Origin of the sequence: Trichococcus alkaliphilus (assembly GCF_003008695.1) — a bacterium.
Taxonomy (GTDB): domain Bacteria; phylum Bacillota; class Bacilli; order Lactobacillales; family Aerococcaceae; genus Trichococcus; species Trichococcus alkaliphilus.
In genome coordinates, this window is sequence record NZ_PXZT01000002.1 from 239,168 (window position 1) to 257,976 (window position 18,809).

Sequence of the window (18,809 nt, forward strand, 5' to 3'; positions counted from 1 at the left end):
TCAAGCGAACCGATAAAGGTTTGCTTGAAGTTTTTTGATCACTCTAAGATTATTGTACGTCGATGGAAACATCGATTGTCTGTACTGGAACATCGTAGAATCTGTCTTCTCTGCGTCCAAGGAAGTCTTTTGCTTGTTGCGGGAACAAAGCGTACATCAAGACATCTTCTGTGGATTTAGCGTATTGGCTGATCTCTTTTTCAAATTTAGGCATTTGCGGCAAGATAAGATCGGCAGGTCTCACAGTTGTGATGCCTTCGTTGCCGATGATTTTTTTCGTGATTTCTGCAGAAATCGCTACTGGCGGTTTGCCGTATTGACCTCTTACATATTCCTTGATTTCGTTAGGCACAAGTTTGTAGCGCTCGCCTGAGATGACGTTCATCAAGGCTTGCGTACCGACCATTTGCGATAACGGTGTAACCAATGGAGGATAGCCTAAGTCCGCTCGCACTTTCGGAACTTCTGCCAATACATCGTCGTATTTGTCCTGCAGGCCTTGTTCAGTCAGTTGGCTCAACAAGTTGGAAAGCATGCCTCCTGGTACTTGATACAGCAATGTTTTCGGCTCGACGTCCTTCACTTTAGGGTTCAGGATGCCATCGTTGCGGAAACGATCCCGGATTGGTGCAAAGTGATCGGCGATTTCTGCCAGTTTATTCATATCAAGACCCGTGTTGTAACCCAGACCTTCCAACGCGATTGCGACGGATTCCGTAGCTGGTTGGCTTGTGCCGCCAGCAAACGGGGAGATGGCTGTGTCGATGATATCAGCACCGGCTTCAACAGCCTTCAGGTACGTCATTTCAGCGATGCCGCTTGTCGCATGTGTGTGGACTTCCAAAGGCAAATCAACTGCAGCTTTGATTTTGCTTACCAATTCAAAAGCGACGGCTGGCGTCAAAACGCCGGCCATGTCCTTGATGCAGATGGAATCTGCGCCCATTTTAGCCATTTCCTTCGTCAAGCCGACGAAATAGTCGACTGTGTGGAATTCGCTGGTTGTATAAGAGATGGCAGTCTGGCAATGGCCGCCAGCCTTTTTGGTGATATCGATGGCTGTCTTCAGGTTGCGCAGGTCATTCAATGCATCAAAGACACGCACAACATCGATTCCGTTTTCGATCGATTTTTCGACAAATGCGCTGACGACATCATCGGAATAGTGTTTGTATCCCAATAAGTTCTGGCCACGCAAAAGCATCTGCAATTTTGCATTTTTGACTTCTTTACGGATCGTGCGCAGACGTTCCCAAGGATCCTCGTTCAAATAACGGATACAAGAATCAAAAGTGGCGCCTCCCCACATTTCGATGGAGTGGTAGCCGGCTTCATCCATGGTTTTGATGATCGGCAACATATCTGATAGTGGCATACGTGTTGCAATCAAACTTTGTTGACCATCACGCAAGACCGTTTCCATAAAACGGATTTCTTTAGTCATGTAATTGGTCACTTCCTTCTTGTATTATTTTAGAAATGGCATCTTGCATTTCTTCAATGGTGTGGCGACGGCTACGTCCGCAATCTTTTGCATCACGATTGCAGATGAAACAGCGTCTCGTATTCAGGCCCAATTCGGTACGGCTGATGCTCTTCAGATCATTGCCTTCCATCCAAAGAACATCCAGGTCAAACAATCGGCCGAAAGGATGCGTTTCTTCGATCATCACCATTTTTTCTTTCAGTTGTGCTGGCGTCAATGGCGAAAGGAAATAATATTCCGCCCCTGTCTTCAGGTTCCGGTAGAGGGAAGCTTGCGGCAGGTGGTTGCCCAGCACTTCTTCTATGCGTTCCAGAACCTCAGTAAAGACAGCTTCCAACTGCTGATTGTTTTTTATAGGACCCGGAATATTCATGAGTGCCATCAAGAGGCTGTCCTCTTTCTGGCTGCTCAATAATTCCCGTTGGATGGCGACACGTTTTTCACGCACCGCCAACATTTCTGCTAAAGTAACGCGTTCTCCTTCAGTAAAAAGGGCTGTATTAGACATTTTTTACCACATCGATTATCGTGCCATCACGGTATTCGATTAAAGCAACTACTTTGTTTCCGTATTCAATAGGTTCTGGTGCTCCTACTACAGAATATGCAATGTCTTTTAATTGTTCAATTGTAAATTGAGGAACATCAAGATTACTGAAGTGTTCAATTAAATCTTTACGTTCAGGATTGATAGCAATACCAACTTCGGTAACAACTACATCTACACTAGCACCTGGTGTAACGACAGTATTTACTGTATCAACAATTGTTGGGATACGTCCACGAATAAGTGGTGAAATAACCAAACTCATTTTACATGCTGCACTTGTATCTGAGTGTCCGCCTGAAGCGCCACGAATAACACCATCAGAACCTGTTATAACATTCACGTTAAAGTCGGTATCGATTTCTAGCGCAGATAAAATAGCTGTATCCAATTGATTGATGACAGCGCCTTTGCTTAATGGAGAAGCATACATGTTTGCATCAATTTCATAATGGTTAACATTATTTCCTAAAGAAACAGCAGACGGATGGTCAAAATCTTGCACGTCGATGATTTTTCCAACAAGTCCTTCTTCAAGCAATTCTACCATTGCGTTAGTAATACCACCTAAAGCAAAGCTAGCTTTGATACCATCTTCAATCATAGAATCTTTCAAGAAGCGCGTTACAGCAAGAGATGCTCCACCGGTACCTGTTTGGAAAGAGAAACCTTGTTTATAATAAGGAGAATTAATGATTACTTTAGAAGCATATTCTGCAATCAATAGTTCTTTAGGGTTTTTAGTGAACCGTGTTGCCCCTTTAGCAATTCCTTCAGGATCGCCAATTGCATCAACGACAACAACATAATCAACATCTGTTTGAGGAATACTGATTGGTGTGTTTGGATAAGGCATCAATGAGTCAGTAATAGCGACAACTTTATCAGCATACTTTGCATCTACCATAGCGTAGCCTAAAGATCCGCACGTTGTTTTTCCTGATGTTCCATTCACATTACCATATTCATCAGAACTTGGAGCGCCTAAGAAAGCAACATCGATATGGATATCTCCACGGACGATTGCTCTGGCACGTCCACCATGAGAGCGAATCACAACAGGGTTTTCCATGATACCTTGGGAAATAGCTGCCCCAACTTTATCACGTAATCCGCTTGATGTAATGTTTGTCACAACACCTGATTTAATATGTCCAATTAATGGTTCATGAATATTTGCAATGGAGCTTGGTGCGATAGAAATGTTTTTGAAACCCATTTTAGCAATTTGATCCATAACCATGTTCATTACGAAGTCGCCTTCGCGGAAATGATGGTGAAAAGAAATTGTCATGCCGTCTTTAAGTCCTGTTTTTTCAATCGCTTCACGAATGCTGCCTAACATCTTTTTGTCGTTAGGCTTTACAGGATGAAGTTTACGAGTAGACTCTTCGTAATCAGCGATGTTTGCTAATTCCCCGTCATAAACACCGTATTGTTGAGCAAATACTTCAGGAATGTCTTTTCCAACTTTATTGATGGCCATTATTAAATTTCCTCCTCGTTAATCAGTTTAGCCGCTTTGGCCAATGCAATAACGCGTTGTGCACGTTCAACAATTGGTTTGTCAACCATCTTACCCTTCAATGAGATAACGCCTGAACCTTTTTCTTCTGCTTCTCTGATTGCCCAGATAACTTCTTTTGCATTTTGAATTTCTTTTTCTGTTGGTGCGTAAATCTTGTTCACGATTGGGATTTGACGAGGATTAATAACAGATTTACCATCAAAACCAAGTTGTTTAACAAGTTCAACTTCTCTGGAGAAGCCCTGTACATTTTCAACGTCAGAGTAAACTGTATCAATAGCAGCAATTCCAGCTGCACGAGCAGCATGAAGAATGTAGCTTCTTGCGAAGAATAATTCTTGTCCGTCAGGGTAGCGTTTTGTTTTCATGTTTGTTACGTAGTCTTCTGCGCCTAATGCAATCCCGATTAAACGAGTAGATGCTTTTGCGATTTCACGAGCATTCAATGTACCTTCAGCAGATTCGATGGCTGCCATCATTTTAGTTGTTCCGATTTCGATTCCATATTTTGTTTCGACTTCAGTGATTACTTCATCTACATCAATGATATCTTGAGCAGTTTCTGTTTTTGGGAGTCTGATAACATTTACGCCAGCCAAAACTACAGCTTCAATGTCTAGTTTTCCAACAGTGTCTAAACTATTGATACGTACAACTGTTTCTGATTTGCTGTAATCAAATGTTTTCAATGCAAAATGCACCAATGTGCGGGCTGAATCTTTTTCTTTCAGAGAAACAGCGTCCTCCAAGTCAAACATGATTGAATCAGCACCATACAGGGGTGCATCCCTAAGCATTGCAGCATTTGCGCCAGGGACAAACATCATCGTTCTTCTTAAACGTTCCATGTGTCCATCTCCTTCCAGTTGTAGTCGTCGTTTTCAGCAGCACGATGAATGGCTGTTACTGTACGCGCTTCGATCGTGCAATCCAATGCACCTTTGTCAACGGCGGATACTTTCGCGCTTGTGATGCCCAGATTTTTAAGTGTTGCGATGATGACTTCCTCGATACGATCGCCATATTGTTTTTCCACGCTTGAATCCAGTGTCACTGCAACTTCATTGTTATCACTAGGTTCAACGACGATCATGATGTCACTTGATTCAGTCGTTCCAGCTACTGCATATTTTTTAATTTCCACTTTTTTCACCCCTAAATTTGTCTTTTCCATAATTTTCTGCCAAATAAATATAAGTTGTTGGTGGTACAAGTTTTTTAATTGTTTGAAAATCATCTTCTTTCAATGCTTTTCGTACACGTGTAGCACTGATGACCTGTCCATCCAGTTCGATCCGGGGAACGACTGTCAGGGCAAGCGTATCAGAAAAAATCTCACGCATACTCTCGTTATATACCTCTGTAACGGGGGATAATGGTTCTTCCCCTACAAAGCGCGTTTTGATCTGGAGAGCAGGCGCGATCCTCTCCTTGAACAAGGTTGCATCCAGCGTTGCCTGTACGCGGGCTATGCTTTCTACTGCCTGATCCTTCAGAAAATAGGATGGGAAAGTAGCGGATGACACTTGATAATCCCTTGTCGGGAGAATGACCACATTGGGAAGGTGCTGTGTGCCCGCCTTGACAAGCTTTGATCGCTCTTCCGTCGAAAATTCGGAGCGATCGTCGGACAGGACAAAAAGATAGAGAACATCAACTTGAGCAGCAGCCGTTTCGACTAAGTACAAATGACCTTTAGTGAACGGATTCGCATTCATTACGATGGCTCCCGCATGATCGGCATCCCTCTTGTGGCTCTCTAGCAAGGCCAAGTAGTCCGAAAAATCGGGAGAGCCTTGTTCCATAAAGAGAATCGTGTTTGTGCGGATGATCTCTTTAAAGCCAAGGGACGCAAAGGAAATCGCCACGCAGGGTTTCGTGTACAAAAAGAAGTGGATAATGCCCTCATCGTGAAGCTTGGAAGATAAAGCCATCACGATTTTTGTCAATAAATTTTCGCTTTGATACTCAGGATCGACAGCGACCAGTTTGATGATGTTTTGATAAGTCGATCCGGTAGCGACTAATTTGTTTCGGTCATAGAGGCCTACTGTATAGTCGACTTGCTCGTCCGGGACAAGTCCGCCTAAGAACAATAAGTCCTCCCAAGCTTTTTTGTCCGCTGGAACACGCGTTATCCAGATTCTTTTCAGTTCATACATAGGTGTGCCTTCTTTGTTTTATTTTTAGGCTGGAAAACGTTTGATCAGTACAATCGATACAACATACAGGAGGAATAGCACCAGGAAGATGCCGCCCATACCGAAAATCATCAATTCAAATGCAATTTTTAAAGCTTCTGGATCATATACCATAATAATTCTCCTTTCAATGAACCTTCTTAACTAAAGAAGGCAAGTACTAAACCACCAGCGATAACAGATGCAATTTGTCCGGATACGTTAGCACCGACAGCATACATTAAAATAAAGTTTTGAGGATCTTCATCCGTAGCCATTTTTTGGATTACACGGCTTGACATCGGGAATGCGGAAATACCGGCTCCACCGATCATTGGATTGATTTTTTCGGTTCTGAACAAGTTCAGCAGTTTTGCGAACAATACGCCGCCGATTGTGTCCATGATGAAGGCAACCAAACCGAAAGCGATGATCATCAATGTTTGGAAATTCAAGAACAACTCAGCCTGCATTTTGACGGAAATCGTAAGTCCCAACAGGATACTGATGATGTTTACCAATTCGTTTTGGGCAGTCAAGGAAAGTCTGTCCAATACGCCACATTCGCGCAACAAGTTACCGAACATCAGGAAACCTACCAACGGAAGGGAAATTGGTGCGATAAAACCGGCAACGATCGTGATGATGATCGGGAAAAGAATTTTTGTCAATTTGGATACGCCTTCCGCTTTGTAAGTCATGCGGATGCGACGTTCTGCTTTAGTAGTGACAGCTTTGATCGCGATCGGTTGGATGATCGGAACAAGCGCCATGTAGGAATAAGCGGCAACCGTGATCGGTCCTAGTAGATTAGGCGCCAATTGGTTGGATACGAAGATGGCTGTCGGGCCATCAGCGGCACCGATGATACCGATTGAAGCGGCTTCTCTGATATCGAATCCGAAGAAGATAGCGACTACGATTGTAAAGAAGATACCGAATTGAGCGGCAGCTCCGAATAATAACATGAATGGGTTTTGCAACAGCGGACCGAAATCGATCATGGCACCGATACCGATGAAAATCAGCAACGGGAACAGCTCTGTGCTGATACCTGCTTCGAAGAGAACATCCAAAACGCCCTCTGATTCAGATCCGTTGACCATTTGGGTCAGAACGCCAGTGCCTGGGAAGTTGACCAAGATGGTACCAAGTCCCATAGGCACTAATAATGTAGGTTCGTACTCTTTCTTTATTCCTAAATAAATCAGGGTAGCCCCGATAAGCATCATCACGATTTGGCCCATCGTAATGGATGTAATTCCTGCTAATAATGTCTCCATTTATTCACTTCCTCCTAATAAAATAATTATGCGATGGTGATTAATGCATCGCCGGCATTTACGACTTGACCTTGGTTCACATGGATTCCAGCTACTTTACCAGCATGGTTTGCCACAACTTCATTTTCCATCTTCATTGCTTCAAGGATCATCAATGGTTGGTTTTCTTTTACTTCATCGCCGATGTTCACTAACAGTCTAAGGATAGTTCCTGGCATTGGGGATGTCATTGCATCTCCTGAAGCTGCTGAAACTGGCGCTGCAGCTGGTGCTGGTGCTGCTTGTTCTGCTGGTGCTGCTACTGGAGCTGCTGGTGCTGCTACTGGTGCTTGAACCGGTTGTTGTACGCCGCCGATTTCTTCCATTTCTACTAAGTATTCCTTACCATCGATTGCAATCTTGAATTTTCTTAACATTTATAATTCCTCCTTATTATTTAACCTGACTTATTTTTTTTACGACAAATTTACTTTCAGGCATAGTGCCTGCCGCAATACTTGCGGAAATCAGCGAAACAAGATGAGCCTCGGGATTACGCTTCATAATATTCTTTACCACAAACTGCGATTTAGGATGATCTCCTGCAGCGATTGCTGTCGCGATGACACTGACTAATTCATATTCATTCGGATCAGTGGGTATAAAAGCTGGAATTTCAATCAGGTCATTCACGGGTGCACTTGCAGAAACAGTTGCTGGCGGTACTGGCTTAGGCGCTATTGTGTCCTTTTTCCCAAAGAAACCTTTGAAAAAAATCATTTTCTCACGTCCTTTCTATGGATTTAATCCCATTATAGAAATTTCTCTCATTAAAAACAGGTCATTAAGCCTCTTTTATTGTTTTTTTTATGTTCTCAAAAACGGCCAAACACTAAAAACGTTGTCATATCAACGTTTTTGAACATTTAAGACTTTTTTAATATTTGGTTAAGCCGCATTTAAGAAAGCGTTTCAATTAGCATGTGTTTTTTGTGTTTTTTTTAAGTAACGGCTTTCAATTAACTTGCAAAGTAACTATTATTGCTCTTAGAGAGACAGCCCAATCAACTTTGGGATTTTTAAATTAGAAGAAATGTGAATCTATTCACTTCCTAGTTTGACTATCAAAGGAATCGGGCACTCTCAAAAAACTTTTTTATAGTCGGAAGGAGAAAAAAAATGTTACTTACAGTATTGTCTTATGGAATGATCGCGATCTTCATGTACGTGATCATGAAAAAGAAATTATCACCGTTCACCGCATTAGTAATCATCCCACTTGTTTTTACGCTTATCGCTTTGGCAACGGGTGTTACCTCTGGAAATATCGGGGAATTTGTTTTGGAAGGGGTAACCACAACTTCTAAAACTGGTATCATGTTATTGTTCGCTATTCTTTACTTCTCTATCATGTTGGATACTGGTCTATTCGACCCTATCACCAAAAAAATGATCCACTTCGCTAAAGGCGATCCGATGAAAGTCTTGATGGCAACTGCTGTCGTTGCTGCCACTGTTTCCTTGAATGGTGACGGTACTACAACAACTTTGATCTGCTGTTCAGCTTTTATTCCTATCTATAAGAAATTAAATATGAACCTGATGAACCTTGCTGTCTTGGTTATCCTGCAAAACACAATCATGAACTTGCTTCCATGGGGCGGTCCTACTGCTCGTGCGATGGCTGTTCTGGAAGTTGATGCAAGCATCCTTTCTTACCTTGCTCCTGGTATGGTATTGGCTTTACTTTATGTCACTTTCTGGGTTGCTCCACACATGGGCCGCAAAGAACGCGCTCGTCTAGGCGTTAAAGTCCTGACTGATGAAGAAATCGAAGAAATGACTACTGTTACTGACCCTGAAACACAAGAAATCCGTCGCCCACAAAACTTCGTATTCAACGCAATCCTTACAGTGGGCTTGATTGGTTGGTTGGTTGCTGGGTCATTCATCGAAGCTATCTCAATGCCACCTTTGATGTTGTTCTTGGTTGGTACGTGTATCGCTTTGATGGTTAACTACCCTGCTCTTAAAGATCAATCTTCCCGTATCGGTGCAAACGGCGGCGACGCTGTTCAAGTAGTAATCTTAGTATTCGCAGCTGGCGTATTCATGGGCTTGTTCCAAGGTTCCGGAATGGCTACTGCTTTGGCAGAAAGCTTCGCAACAATCATTCCTAAACAATTGGCAGGTTTCTGGGGAATCATCATCGCCCTTATCTCTGCACCAGGTACTTTCTTCATCTCCAATGATGGCTTCTACTTCGGTGTTTTGCCTGTATTGGCTGAAGCTGGTCGTTCTTACGGATTCACAAACATGCAAATGGCTTTGGCTTCCCTTATGGGTCAAGCGTTCCACTTACTTAGCCCATTGGTAGCATTCATCTACCTGTTGCTTCGTTTGACTGGTTTGGACATGGGCGCTTGGCAGAAAGAATCTGCGAAATATGCGCTAGGAATTTTCGTAATCTTCCTAGTGACAATCGTATTGTTCGGCCAAATGCCGCTTTACATCCCACAATAAAAAAACGTATAATCCTTATAAGGAATGGAAAGCCGGGCGACTCTGCTCGGCTTTTTAGTATAAAAGAAATCGCTCTCATTTAGAACTAACCAACAGTTAACCAAAAAATAATAGGATGAAGGGGAAAAAGATGAGCACTATAATCAAAGCAGTCAGCAAAAATTTGGACCTTAGCCAAAACAAGCCACTTAAAGACCTGATTTACGAGGCTTTCCGCAAGACCGTCATTTTAGGCGAAATCCCAGCTGGAGAACGCATCAACGAAAAAGAGTTCTCCGAAAACATGAACATCAGCCGCACACCCATCCGCTACGCTCTGAAAAAGTTGACCGAAGAAGATTTAGTGAAACACGTCCCTGGAGTCGGCGTCGTCGTAAAAGGCATCAGCATCAAAGATGCGTACGAAATTTACGATATCCGCAAAGCGCTGGATACCCTCGCTACAACAACAGCCATGAAGCTGATGACAGCCGAGGATTTCAAAGTGATGCGACTGCATTTGGAATACTGCGAAATGCTGAATCAGGAAGATAAAGTTGATGAATTGCAGCAGAAATTTTTTGAATTCAATGATTTCATATACGAAAAAAGCCAGATGCAACGCTTGAAGTCCATCGTTTTGAAGCTATCGGAATACTTGATGTACTTCAGGGACATTTCGATCAGTTCGAAGGAACGGCGTGATTTTGCATTGGCGGAACACTGGTTGATCTACCGCGGGATGAAGACACAGGATGCTCTCCAGATCCAACTCATCACCCACGAACATTTGGATCGTTCGCTGAATTTTATCGTCAAAGAAATGGAGAAACGTAAAATTGACTTTGAAACCAATGAATGAGCTACTTGTCGAAATTGCCGGGCAAGCCGAGAAAGCTCTCCTTTATGAGGTAGCATTGACACCAAAACCCGGTCTGGTGGACCGCAACAACAGCGGTGCCCACTCCGACATGGATTTCTTTACTTTCTTGGACAGCATCGTCAGCCTGAGCCCTTACCTTTATCAATATGTAAAATTAGGGATGGAACATGAAGGAACCGCAAAAGAGCTATTCCATAAAGTCCGCTCAATGGGCGTCCATGCCGAAAAAGCGATGCTGGCTGCCACCAAAAACATCAATACGCACAAAGGCGCGAACTTCTCTTTCGCTGTACTGTTGGGAGCGACCGGTGCTTGCATCGGTCGGGGTCTGCAGCCTCCTTTCACACAAAATGATACGCAAGAAGTACTCTCCTATGCCCAAGAAATGAGCCATGGATTGGTGACGGATGATTTTGCTGATCTCGCTGCCAAAACCTCCTTGACGTATGGAGAAAAATTATACCTCGGCTATGGCATCACCGGTATCCGCGGCGAAGCCGAAGCCGGCTACCCTGCCTTGAGCGAACTGATTTTGCCGTTTTTAAGAGCAAATCAAAGTCAGCCCATTGAATCACTATTATTAAAGGCGCTGCTCCTGTTGATGAGCCAAGTTGAAGATGGCAACATCATACACCGCGGAGGCATCGACGCCTGGCAGACAATCAAAATGGAAGCAAAACAACTCCTGCAAGATTCACATGAAGGAAACCTGAAAGAGTTGATGTACAGCTATGACCTGGTCTTGATAGAAAGACACTTGAGCCCAGGCGGAGCTGCCGATCTTTTATCCTTAGGTATCTTTTTTGCAAAATTGGAAAATTTGTTCTGATCTTACTCGCCGTCTGGGCTGAACGTATAGCCGATTCCCCAGACGGTCTTCAAATAACGCGGCTTTTTCGAGTCATCCTCAATCTTGTTGCGCAGATAGCTGATGTAAACCATAATCAGGTTATTGTCCATCTCTCCATCATTCCATACATTCGCATAGATCTGCTCCTTCGAAAAAACTTGATTCGGATTTTCCAGGAAAAACAGCATCAATTGGATTTCTTTGGATGACAGGGCGATATCCTGCCCCCGCTTCTGCAGTTGGTACAGGTTTTTATCGAAAGTAAAATCGCCCACTTTGAGGACACGGCTGGTTGGATTTGATTGTTGTGACTGGATGGTCTTCATTCTTTGCAACGTGCTCAAAATTTGAGCACGCAAAAGATTTGGCGAAAAAGGCTTCGTAATATAATAGTCCGCCCCTGTTTCGAGACCATTGATGATATCGGTCTCGCTTTTTTTGCCGCTTATAAATATAATAGGGGTCAACGGGTAGTCAGCGCGGATCAGCTGCGCTAGATGGTAACCGTCATTCTCATATTCCAGACTGATATCCAACAGAAAAAGATCAAAAGTCACACGGGTCATGATATCCAGTGTTTTTTCGATGGAATCACTTTGGTAAATAAGAACGCCCGTTGATTGCAGCGACTTCCAAATCAGCCGCCGAATTGCGATATCGTCATCAACGACGAGTATTTTTTGATTGTTCATATTTTTCCTCCTCAATGTTCTATAGTTTCGCAAGTGGAACATCGTTTTGTCAACTGATAATTTACATACTGTGTATTTTTTAAGAAAGGGTTCTTATGATGGAAAATAAACCAACGACACGTATCATCAACATCATCATGGCAGGATTATTCATCATCATCGCAATTACCTTGGTCACGATCGCCGGCAGCTTCTACACCGTCGAACAGAATGCCAAGAAAAGCGGCCAGGAACAACTGATGCGCACCTTGAATTATGTGACGAACAACCTGAAGCTTGTCATCGAAAACCGGTCCTTATCGCTTCAGCAATTTTCCCAGAAACTTACTTCCGAAGACCTTCCCGAAGAGACCCTCACTGCTTATCTCGGCTCCCATGAAGATCAAATAAATCTGTTGATCCAACTTGATGCTGAAGGTAGTTTTTCGGAGGCTTGGCAGTTCAACAATGGATCCGTTCAGGAACTTTCCGAAGATCGAGTCGAAACTTATCTGATTGCGGACCCGAGTCTAAAATCGTTGATCGGAAGTGGCTCGCTCGTCCAAAACAGCAGCGATTATTTTCTGGAAAACCAATCTTTCGTGAATCTTTATGCCCCCATCGTTGCCGCCGATGGACAAATCACCGGATATTTTATCGCACCGTTGAACCTTGAAAATATGTTCAAGGAGGAAATATTCAGCGACACCAGCGTCTACAGCGGCTATCCTTTGGTGAAGAATGCCGATATGGAAGTCGTAATCCATCCGGTCGAGAGCCAAGTCGGACTTGATATCATCTCCGATCGTCAAGAGCAGTTCCCAGATCTGGATCTTTCCGATCTGAAGCGCTTGGAGGAAGCCCAGCTTACTCAAGAAGAAGGGACGCTCAGTTATTATTCCTATTGGTGGAACGAAGAAAACCCGACCAAAGTCCTGAAATTGGGTGCCTTTGAATGGATAGATATCGGTGCAGCCCACTGGGTAATCGCCCTCAACTCGGATTTCTACGAGCACAACCGCGTACCTATACAAAACAATTATATCCTATTAAGTCTGTTATTGCTGATTTCTGCTATAATTCTCATCTTCATCCTTTTGATCAGGGGTTACAACAAAAAGAACCAGGCTTACGAAGAAAGCCAACGCCTCATCGAAAAACAAAAATTCGAAAATGAGCGCCATCAACTGGAAAAACGGATCCTGAAAGAAAGCAAACTGGAAGCAATCGGACTTTTGACCACGACCATCGTTCACGACATGAACAATTTCCTGACGCCTATCCTGGGGAATGCCCAGTTGTTGATGGAAGACTACGCCGAGAACGAGGACTTGGTCAGCGAGCTGAAGGAAATCTACCTTGCTGCGGAAAAAGGCAAGGATCTCTCAACGAACGTATTGCGTTTTTCAAAAGTCAGTGAAGGACAACAAGATACCGTGCATGACCTTTCGCAAGTGCTCAAGGACACCATTTCCGAAATCACAATCCTGACGCCGAAGAGCATCAAAGTCGATAGTGACATCGCTCCGAACATCCTGGTTGAAGGCTTCGACAAGCAGGACTTGCAGGTGGTCCTGTATAACCTTCTGACAAACGCCTTCCAAGCGATCGACAAACGTCCCGGAAATGTCAGGATCAGGCTGAAAAAAGCTGATGCTGAATGCAATGCCGATTTGCAGAAGCGCTCGATTGTGACGAAGGACAAAGAATATGCGGTCCTGTCCATCACAGACGATGGCCCCGGAATCGCGGAAGGATTAGAGAGCAATGACCTGTTCGATCCTTTCTTCACCACCAAAGGCATCAACGGGTCAGGATTGGGATTGTTTGTGGTTTCTTCCATCGCTGACAAATATGATTGGCAAATCAGACTGGATAGAGCCCAAAAAGGCTTGACTGTCTGCATCAATATTCCACTCCAAAAAAGCTGATACGACAACAAATGAAAACCAACAGCATTATTCCTGACTTACGGGGACAATGCTGTTGGTTTTTTATTTTCAGATCAGCGCTCTACCGATCTGCTGGTATTCACAGAGATTGGACAATCTGGTCAAATGCATGGATAGCCTCATCCGGAAGCGGGAAGTCCGGATGTTCTTGGTTGAACGTCTGCAAGAAATCAATCCGCATCGTCATCCGTTCCTTCACCAGCTTTTTATAGCTCTCGTCTTCCAGAGGTGGTTCATAGCCAGGCACATCCAAGTACGCCAAGCCGGTGCCGTCCCCGAAAGGTTTGAATGTGGCTGTCTCTTCGACGATGCTTTCGATCACGCCGAGGGTGACATCCTTGGTGATGTCCTTGTCCAGGAAAGCGCCGGTGTTGATGATATAGCAGTCCACTGCCTCTTTGCTCAGCAAGGCTTTAAAATCTTCGTAATCTTCGATCAGCGGATAGACGCGGAACGGATTGGCATAAGGCTCGATAACCAATCGGTCTCTGTCCTCGCCCTTTCTGGCGGTTTCCGCAGTCGACCGTTTCGTCGCCAAGGTAGCTCCAAAAGTGGCAGCCAGGATCGGATCCTCGATTTTGACGAGCGGCGGCAAGGCGTCATCTTTCATGATCCAGTAGATGCCTTCGATTGCCGAATGGAACTTGTCCACTCGGTCAGGCGTCACGTATCGCGACTTGACGGTACGGCCATTGCCGTTGCGGATATCTTCCGTCACCAAGACACGTTTCCCGTCCACGTCCTTCGTCACGCCTACGTTCTGTGCCGTCAGGAAATATTCCTGCTCAGGATGATCTGCCGGATAGTCCTGAGTCTTGTCGAAGTAAGCCGGTTCCAATGCAATCGAGGAGCCGTCGAGCAGATCGATGATGAAGGCATCATCATGCAATACTTTCACTTTGTACTTTCCGTTGTGCTTCGAATGCGTCAGCGTCGACTTGCCCGAACCGGACAGGCCGAAGAACGCAAAGACGCGCTTCTTGTCTTTCAACACAAATTTCTTCAGACCGCCGTGGCAGGAAGCGTAGCCGTTGCGATGCGCAGTACCCCAGGCAAGGGATAGCGTGCCTTTCTTGAATTCCCCAAAATACTGCATGCCCAAAATGCAGGCGACGTTATGATCAGGTTCAAAGTAAGCCAGCCCCAGTGGATAATCGGGATGACGCCAGTCAGGATCCGTATAGATGTAGATATCCCCTTCATCATATTTTTTTGAATGCGCGTACAATTCGTTGTACATGTCATTGGTCCACTGGAAGTTCAACAACCAGGAATAAAGGTTATTTTCGTTGCCTTCCGGAAAGGCGATGTGCGCTTTGATGATGAACTCTTCATCCAATCCGACATAGCCGGTTGTCTGGTGGTATTTCTTCGTGCGGTTCTGGTAGATGACTTCACGGACCAGCGCTATCAATTGTTCGTCTTCCGTTTTGTCCTCGCCAACGATCCTTCTTGCTTTAGCCGTCCGTCCGACTATCTTGCCACCGTTTTCGACCAACACTTTGGCATCTTCAGGCAGGCCCAACTTATCCGTCTCTTTGATGGGAAGGTCGGTCACGATGACCCCTGGGGATGTTTTCGCCAATTCATAGGCTTCGGCAAGTGTCGTCACTTCATGCATATTGCTGCCGTAGAAAGCAGTTTCGACTGTCGTGCGTAATTTGGTTAACAATGGATTGGATTTCTTCAATGCGGATCTTTGGTACGTTTCAATTGTTGCCATATGCGACCTCCGTAGTTTTAATGCCTTCATTATAGTATGCTTTTCTGTATTTGTGCCGATAATGAGGTGTACTTATGATGTGCTTGATATTTTGAACAGAAAAAAAACACTTGCTTGGTATATGAGACTTTTTTGCATCCGCGAAGTGTTTTTTCACTGTACTATGTTTAGGAGTACACAAAAGAAACACCACATCCTGAAAGCTTAATGCTACTATAGAGTCAACTAAACAAGTAATAACGGAGGAATGAATAGTGCTTACCGTAGCCGAAGCAGTCAAAATACTCAGCAAAAAAAATATTACCCATTCAGAAGAAATGGTGCGCAGATGGATCCGTAAAGGGAAAATCAAGGATGCCGTGAAATTCAGCAACAAAGAAGGCTGGTTGATTCCTGAAGATTCATTGGAAGAAGTCATCGCAGCCAAAACCTACATGAACAGCGGCATCAAATCCACTAAGGAATACCGCAAAGGATACCAGGATGCCTTGGCTTACATAAAGGAACGGGATTACGAGCTCATTAAGCAATCCCCTCCTGTATATGAGAAAGAATTCACGATTTATCGGGATGATGCCTTGGACTTGGCAGAGGACATGCTGCCGGAAACGCAACTGGCCAATCCTTTCAAAAAATTTGTGGATGATACGCTTTTCAAGTGCAGCAATGCAGAGCCGTTGTCCTCCATCGTCGTGAAGGTATTGAACAATTGGGTGCTCGTGGAAGATACAAACGACATCTACAATATCGCAAAACTGCCGAATCTGAACGTGACTTTTGAAGACCATCTGACGCGCGCCCTGTTGCGCGACCAGTTCAACACATTCAAAAGAACGAGTTTGGCGATCTGATTTCAATTCCATAAAATGGTGTCAGTTAACCCGTCAAAAGCGGTTTGGCGGGGAGAAACGTCCGCGGACACCACGAGATTCCCCTTCTAAACCCTTTTGGAGGGGAATTCCGCCACGAACTTGAACCCCAGAACAAACAATCATAGCACCGAACCACAAAAAACATGGAGTTGCCTCGTTTCGAGGCAACTCCATGTTTTTTTTTGCTATTAAGTATCACGACTCCGCGGAACCGACTGCATGATTACATTTCCGACAGTCTGTCCTTCACGCTCTCGTATTCTTCCTGCGAGATGAGGCCTTCCGCCAATATTTCTTTTAAGCAGTTGATCTCCGCATCTAGATAATCCGGCAAAACGGGTTGCGGATTATCTATGGAAGTTTCTATTTCCTCAGGACGCAAGCCTTGGATTTTGTCCAACACGACATGGAAATGAGGCTCTTTTTTTGCGGCGGAGTGGGTGGACATTTCCACAAACCAGCCATCAAACTTCATCCGTAATTCCTCTTTCCGCATCTGCGTGTACTGGATGCTGAACACATCCTCTTTATGCTTGTCCTCAGCCGTCGCTTTGGATTTGATCAGGTATATTTTTTCGTCGGTGACCAACACATATTTTTTCGGATTCTCTTTCATCCCGAAATGAAGGTACTCCCCTTCAGAACAATATTGCTCAGCTAATTGCAGAATAACATCTTGGCACGTTACGGACACAACTGTCTTTTCACCAATCTTCACCATGTTACCACCCCTTCTGCTTAATCCCCCGGAACCATACAATCCAATCATTCATTTGCTAGACCTGCAGGCTACGCGAATCAGTATTTACGGCTGAAATGCTATACCCCTATTATCGCATCCGGAGCGGCAAAAGTGCTGTTCTTCCGGTGTGCTTCGGCAAGTATTTACGCCGCGGGACACTGCGCTTTCCATCAAAAAAAACAGCAGCGCCGAGGACCGGAAAGGGACCTTCGCGCTGCTGTTCTATATATAGTTTTTCATGTCTGAATCGTTGCGGTTCACATTATGGAAAGATGATCTGCGCTTTCGCAGAACATCTTCCGCCGGCTCATTTCTGCTATGACCGCCGTCAAAAGATCCAAGCGCTGCAGGATGGAACCCAGCTCCACATATTCATGGTCGGTATGGAAAGCGCCGCCGATCAGACCGATGCTACAGACCGTCGGAACCCCGACACTGGTAGTGAAGTTGGCATCGGATACGCCTCCCGATTTCTTGAACGAAACGACCGTGTCCATTTGCTTGCCGACATCCTCGAAGACGCTCCGTAACTCTTTCGCTCCGGGAACATCGACCATAGGCGGCCGCTTGCCGATGACTTCGATGTCGATGCCGATTTCCATTTTGGCTGCATGGGCCTGCAGTTCCTTCAGCATATCAAAGAAGGCTGTGACGTCCGCGGGATTTGAATATCGGTAGTCCAATTCCATCTGGGCATGCTCGGGGACAACATTCGGCACGCTGCCGCCCTGGATCGTGCCCGCATTGACTGACACACCGGCAGCGTAATCGATCAAAGTATTCATGCGAACGATCCAATGAGCCAGTTCGTTGATGGCGCTGCGCCCTTCCTGGGGAGCGTCGCCGGCGTGGGAGGGCCGGCCCTTGAAATGGATCTTCAGTTTTTCGATGCCTTTCCTTTCCTTGATCATCGAACCGTCCGCTGAACTCGGCTCCATGACGAAGGCGAACTTGGCCGTTTTCGCTTTCTCGATGATCACTTCGCGGGAATAAAAGGAACTGATCTCCTCATCCGGATTGTGGATCACACAGATGTTGAGCCCTTGCTTCAGTTCTCCAGGTAAGTTTTCCAGCAAATAGGCCGTCAACAGGCTGCAGCCTTTCATGTCATAGACGCCAGGCCCATAGAGCCGCTCTCCCTCTATCTTGAAAGGCCGTCTGCTCGCTTCGCCATCCAGGAACACAGTATCAGTGTGGCCGATGAAGAGCAGATCGATGGGTTCGTCCGGAGCATTCGTTGCCACCAGTACCGGCCCCACCTCCGGACCGACCGAAACCAGCTCGGTCAGAAAACCTTGCTGCCTATATTTCTCTTCCAAAAACGCCGCCACTTCTCGTGTGCCCACAGGATTTCTGCTGCCACTGTCGATATTGACGATCGTCTCCAATTCACGTAAATACTGATTCCTATCGAAGCCCATAGCCATTCCCCCTTGGCAAAATTATAGCATCCACCCTAGCTTAAAATATACTGTTATTTTCAAGCGCTATCAAATTAACCCTGACATTGGTTGTATCCTTACCTGACTAAGCCAGACTAATTAGCTTGTTTGCAAACAAATACCGGAAGCTGTTGCTCGCCTATAATCGCGGCTGCAGCGCCCGGTAATC

At 45.0% G+C, this 18,809-nt stretch carries 19 protein-coding genes; 5 read left to right on the forward strand and 14 right to left on the reverse strand.

Annotation, left to right across the window (positions count from 1 at the left end):
- Positions 1-49 precede the first annotated feature (49 nt).
- The 10 genes from C7R73_RS02760 to C7R73_RS02800 are packed head-to-tail and all read right to left on the reverse strand — an operon-like array spanning position 50 to position 7,783.
- Entirely contained in the window at positions 50-1,444 is a 1,395-nt protein-coding gene (locus C7R73_RS02760) for an oxaloacetate decarboxylase subunit alpha (RefSeq protein WP_086626839.1), read from the reverse strand.
- Positions 1,437-1,994 (reverse strand): citrate lyase holo-[acyl-carrier protein] synthase, encoded by a 558-nt coding sequence (gene citX, locus C7R73_RS02765; protein ID WP_106449002.1) that lies wholly within the window; start codon positions 1,992-1,994, stop codon positions 1,437-1,439. Before citX ends, C7R73_RS02760 begins: the two co-directional genes overlap by 8 nt.
- Positions 1,987-3,519, reverse strand: coding sequence for a citrate lyase subunit alpha (gene citF / locus C7R73_RS02770; protein ID WP_106449003.1), 1,533 nt, complete (start codon positions 3,517-3,519; stop codon positions 1,987-1,989). Before citF ends, citX begins: the two co-directional genes overlap by 8 nt.
- A gap of 2 nt (positions 3,520-3,521) precedes the next feature.
- Positions 3,522-4,409: a citrate (pro-3S)-lyase subunit beta gene (citE, locus tag C7R73_RS02775; protein WP_106449004.1), complete on the reverse strand. Its 888-nt coding sequence runs from the start codon at positions 4,407-4,409 to the stop codon at positions 3,522-3,524.
- Positions 4,397-4,705, reverse strand: coding sequence for a citrate lyase acyl carrier protein (citD, locus tag C7R73_RS02780; RefSeq protein WP_086987251.1), 309 nt, complete (start codon positions 4,703-4,705; stop codon positions 4,397-4,399). The genes citE and citD overlap by 13 nt, the downstream gene beginning before the upstream one ends.
- Complete coding sequence (citC, locus tag C7R73_RS02785; RefSeq protein ID WP_192875233.1) at positions 4,695-5,714, reverse strand: [citrate (pro-3S)-lyase] ligase; 1,020 nt, start codon at positions 5,712-5,714, stop codon at positions 4,695-4,697. Before citC ends, citD begins: the two co-directional genes overlap by 11 nt.
- A 33-nt stretch (positions 5,715-5,747) precedes the next feature.
- Entirely contained in the window at positions 5,748-5,876 is a 129-nt protein-coding gene (locus tag C7R73_RS13870) for an OadG-related small transporter subunit (protein WP_086988847.1), read from the reverse strand.
- A gap of 26 nt (positions 5,877-5,902) precedes the next feature.
- Positions 5,903-7,024 (reverse strand): sodium ion-translocating decarboxylase subunit beta, encoded by a 1,122-nt coding sequence (locus C7R73_RS02790; RefSeq protein WP_106449006.1) that lies wholly within the window; start codon positions 7,022-7,024, stop codon positions 5,903-5,905.
- Positions 7,025-7,050: 26 nt separating this feature from the next.
- On the reverse strand, positions 7,051-7,440 hold the full coding sequence (locus C7R73_RS02795) for an acetyl-CoA carboxylase biotin carboxyl carrier protein subunit (RefSeq protein ID WP_106449007.1): 390 nt from the start codon (positions 7,438-7,440) through the stop codon (positions 7,051-7,053).
- A gap of 16 nt (positions 7,441-7,456) precedes the next feature.
- The gene (locus tag C7R73_RS02800; protein ID WP_106449008.1) at positions 7,457-7,783 is read right to left on the reverse strand and encodes a hypothetical protein; all 327 of its coding nucleotides are present in this window, start codon (positions 7,781-7,783) and stop codon (positions 7,457-7,459) included.
- A gap of 399 nt (positions 7,784-8,182) precedes the next feature.
- Here C7R73_RS02800 and C7R73_RS02805 point away from each other — a divergent pair, with 399 nt between their 5' ends.
- The 3 genes from C7R73_RS02805 (at position 8,183) to citG (ending at position 11,217) form a co-directional block, all read left to right on the forward strand.
- A complete protein-coding gene (locus tag C7R73_RS02805; protein ID WP_106449009.1) occupies positions 8,183-9,526 on the forward strand; it encodes a CitMHS family transporter in 1,344 nt (447 codons plus the stop codon).
- A gap of 130 nt (positions 9,527-9,656) precedes the next feature.
- A complete protein-coding gene (locus tag C7R73_RS02810; RefSeq protein WP_086626828.1) occupies positions 9,657-10,367 on the forward strand; it encodes a GntR family transcriptional regulator in 711 nt (236 codons plus the stop codon).
- The gene (gene citG, locus C7R73_RS02815) at positions 10,345-11,217 is read left to right on the forward strand and encodes a triphosphoribosyl-dephospho-CoA synthase CitG (protein ID WP_338064711.1); all 873 of its coding nucleotides are present in this window, start codon (positions 10,345-10,347) and stop codon (positions 11,215-11,217) included. Before C7R73_RS02810 ends, citG begins: the two co-directional genes overlap by 23 nt.
- A 2-nt stretch (positions 11,218-11,219) precedes the next feature.
- Here citG and C7R73_RS02820 read toward each other — a convergent pair whose 3' ends face one another.
- On the reverse strand, positions 11,220-11,930 hold the full coding sequence (locus C7R73_RS02820) for a response regulator transcription factor (RefSeq protein WP_086626827.1): 711 nt from the start codon (positions 11,928-11,930) through the stop codon (positions 11,220-11,222).
- A 95-nt stretch (positions 11,931-12,025) separates the two neighbouring features.
- Between C7R73_RS02820 and C7R73_RS02825 the strand changes: the two genes are divergently transcribed.
- Positions 12,026-13,840 carry a sensor histidine kinase gene (locus tag C7R73_RS02825; RefSeq protein ID WP_106449010.1) on the forward strand — a complete coding sequence of 605 codons (1,815 nt, stop codon included), beginning with the start codon at positions 12,026-12,028 and terminating at the stop codon, positions 13,838-13,840.
- Positions 13,841-13,940: 100 nt separating this feature from the next.
- Here C7R73_RS02825 and C7R73_RS02830 read toward each other — a convergent pair whose 3' ends face one another.
- Positions 13,941-15,584 carry a phosphoenolpyruvate carboxykinase (ATP) gene (locus C7R73_RS02830; protein WP_106449011.1) on the reverse strand — a complete coding sequence of 548 codons (1,644 nt, stop codon included), beginning with the start codon at positions 15,582-15,584 and terminating at the stop codon, positions 13,941-13,943.
- A gap of 254 nt (positions 15,585-15,838) precedes the next feature.
- Here C7R73_RS02830 and C7R73_RS02835 point away from each other — a divergent pair, with 254 nt between their 5' ends.
- A complete protein-coding gene (locus C7R73_RS02835; RefSeq protein ID WP_106449012.1) occupies positions 15,839-16,435 on the forward strand; it encodes a helix-turn-helix domain-containing protein in 597 nt (198 codons plus the stop codon).
- Between the two features lie 244 nt (positions 16,436-16,679).
- Here the strand turns inward: C7R73_RS02835 and C7R73_RS02840 are convergent, their stop codons facing one another.
- Both C7R73_RS02840 and C7R73_RS02845 read right to left on the reverse strand, forming a co-directional pair.
- Positions 16,680-17,177, reverse strand: a complete 498-nt coding sequence (locus C7R73_RS02840) for a hypothetical protein (RefSeq protein WP_106449013.1) — start codon at positions 17,175-17,177, stop codon at positions 16,680-16,682.
- Between the two features lie 278 nt (positions 17,178-17,455).
- Entirely contained in the window at positions 17,456-18,619 is a 1,164-nt protein-coding gene (locus C7R73_RS02845) for a M20 family metallopeptidase (protein WP_161525850.1), read from the reverse strand.
- Positions 18,620-18,809 lie beyond the last annotated feature (190 nt).

What these genes read in the sequence shown, in the direction of transcription:
- C7R73_RS02760 (WP_086626839.1), bottom strand. Translation starts at nt 1,444, where the DNA reads ATGACTAAAGAAATCCGTTTTATGGAAACGGTCTTGCGTGATGGTCAA.
- citX (WP_106449002.1), bottom strand. Translation starts at nt 1,994, where the DNA reads ATGTCTAATACAGCCCTTTTTACTGAAGGAGAACGCGTTACTTTAGCA.
- citF (WP_106449003.1), bottom strand. Translation starts at nt 3,519, where the DNA reads ATGGCCATCAATAAAGTTGGAAAAGACATTCCTGAAGTATTTGCTCAA.
- citE (WP_106449004.1), bottom strand. Translation starts at nt 4,409, where the DNA reads ATGGAACGTTTAAGAAGAACGATGATGTTTGTCCCTGGCGCAAATGCT.
- C7R73_RS13870 (WP_086988847.1), bottom strand. Translation starts at nt 5,876, where the DNA reads ATGGTATATGATCCAGAAGCTTTAAAAATTGCATTTGAATTGATGATT.
- C7R73_RS02790 (WP_106449006.1), bottom strand. Translation starts at nt 7,024, where the DNA reads ATGGAGACATTATTAGCAGGAATTACATCCATTACGATGGGCCAAATC.
- C7R73_RS02795 (WP_106449007.1), bottom strand. Translation starts at nt 7,440, where the DNA reads ATGTTAAGAAAATTCAAGATTGCAATCGATGGTAAGGAATACTTAGTA.
- C7R73_RS02800 (WP_106449008.1), bottom strand. Translation starts at nt 7,783, where the DNA reads ATGATTTTTTTCAAAGGTTTCTTTGGGAAAAAGGACACAATAGCGCCT.
- C7R73_RS02805 (WP_106449009.1), top strand. Translation starts at nt 8,183, where the DNA reads ATGTTACTTACAGTATTGTCTTATGGAATGATCGCGATCTTCATGTAC.
- C7R73_RS02810 (WP_086626828.1), top strand. Translation starts at nt 9,657, where the DNA reads ATGAGCACTATAATCAAAGCAGTCAGCAAAAATTTGGACCTTAGCCAA.
- C7R73_RS02820 (WP_086626827.1), bottom strand. Translation starts at nt 11,930, where the DNA reads ATGAACAATCAAAAAATACTCGTCGTTGATGACGATATCGCAATTCGG.
- C7R73_RS02825 (WP_106449010.1), top strand. Translation starts at nt 12,026, where the DNA reads ATGATGGAAAATAAACCAACGACACGTATCATCAACATCATCATGGCA.
- C7R73_RS02830 (WP_106449011.1), bottom strand. Translation starts at nt 15,584, where the DNA reads ATGGCAACAATTGAAACGTACCAAAGATCCGCATTGAAGAAATCCAAT.
- C7R73_RS02840 (WP_106449013.1), bottom strand. Translation starts at nt 17,177, where the DNA reads ATGGTGAAGATTGGTGAAAAGACAGTTGTGTCCGTAACGTGCCAAGAT.
- C7R73_RS02845 (WP_161525850.1), bottom strand. Translation starts at nt 18,619, where the DNA reads ATGGGCTTCGATAGGAATCAGTATTTACGTGAATTGGAGACGATCGTC.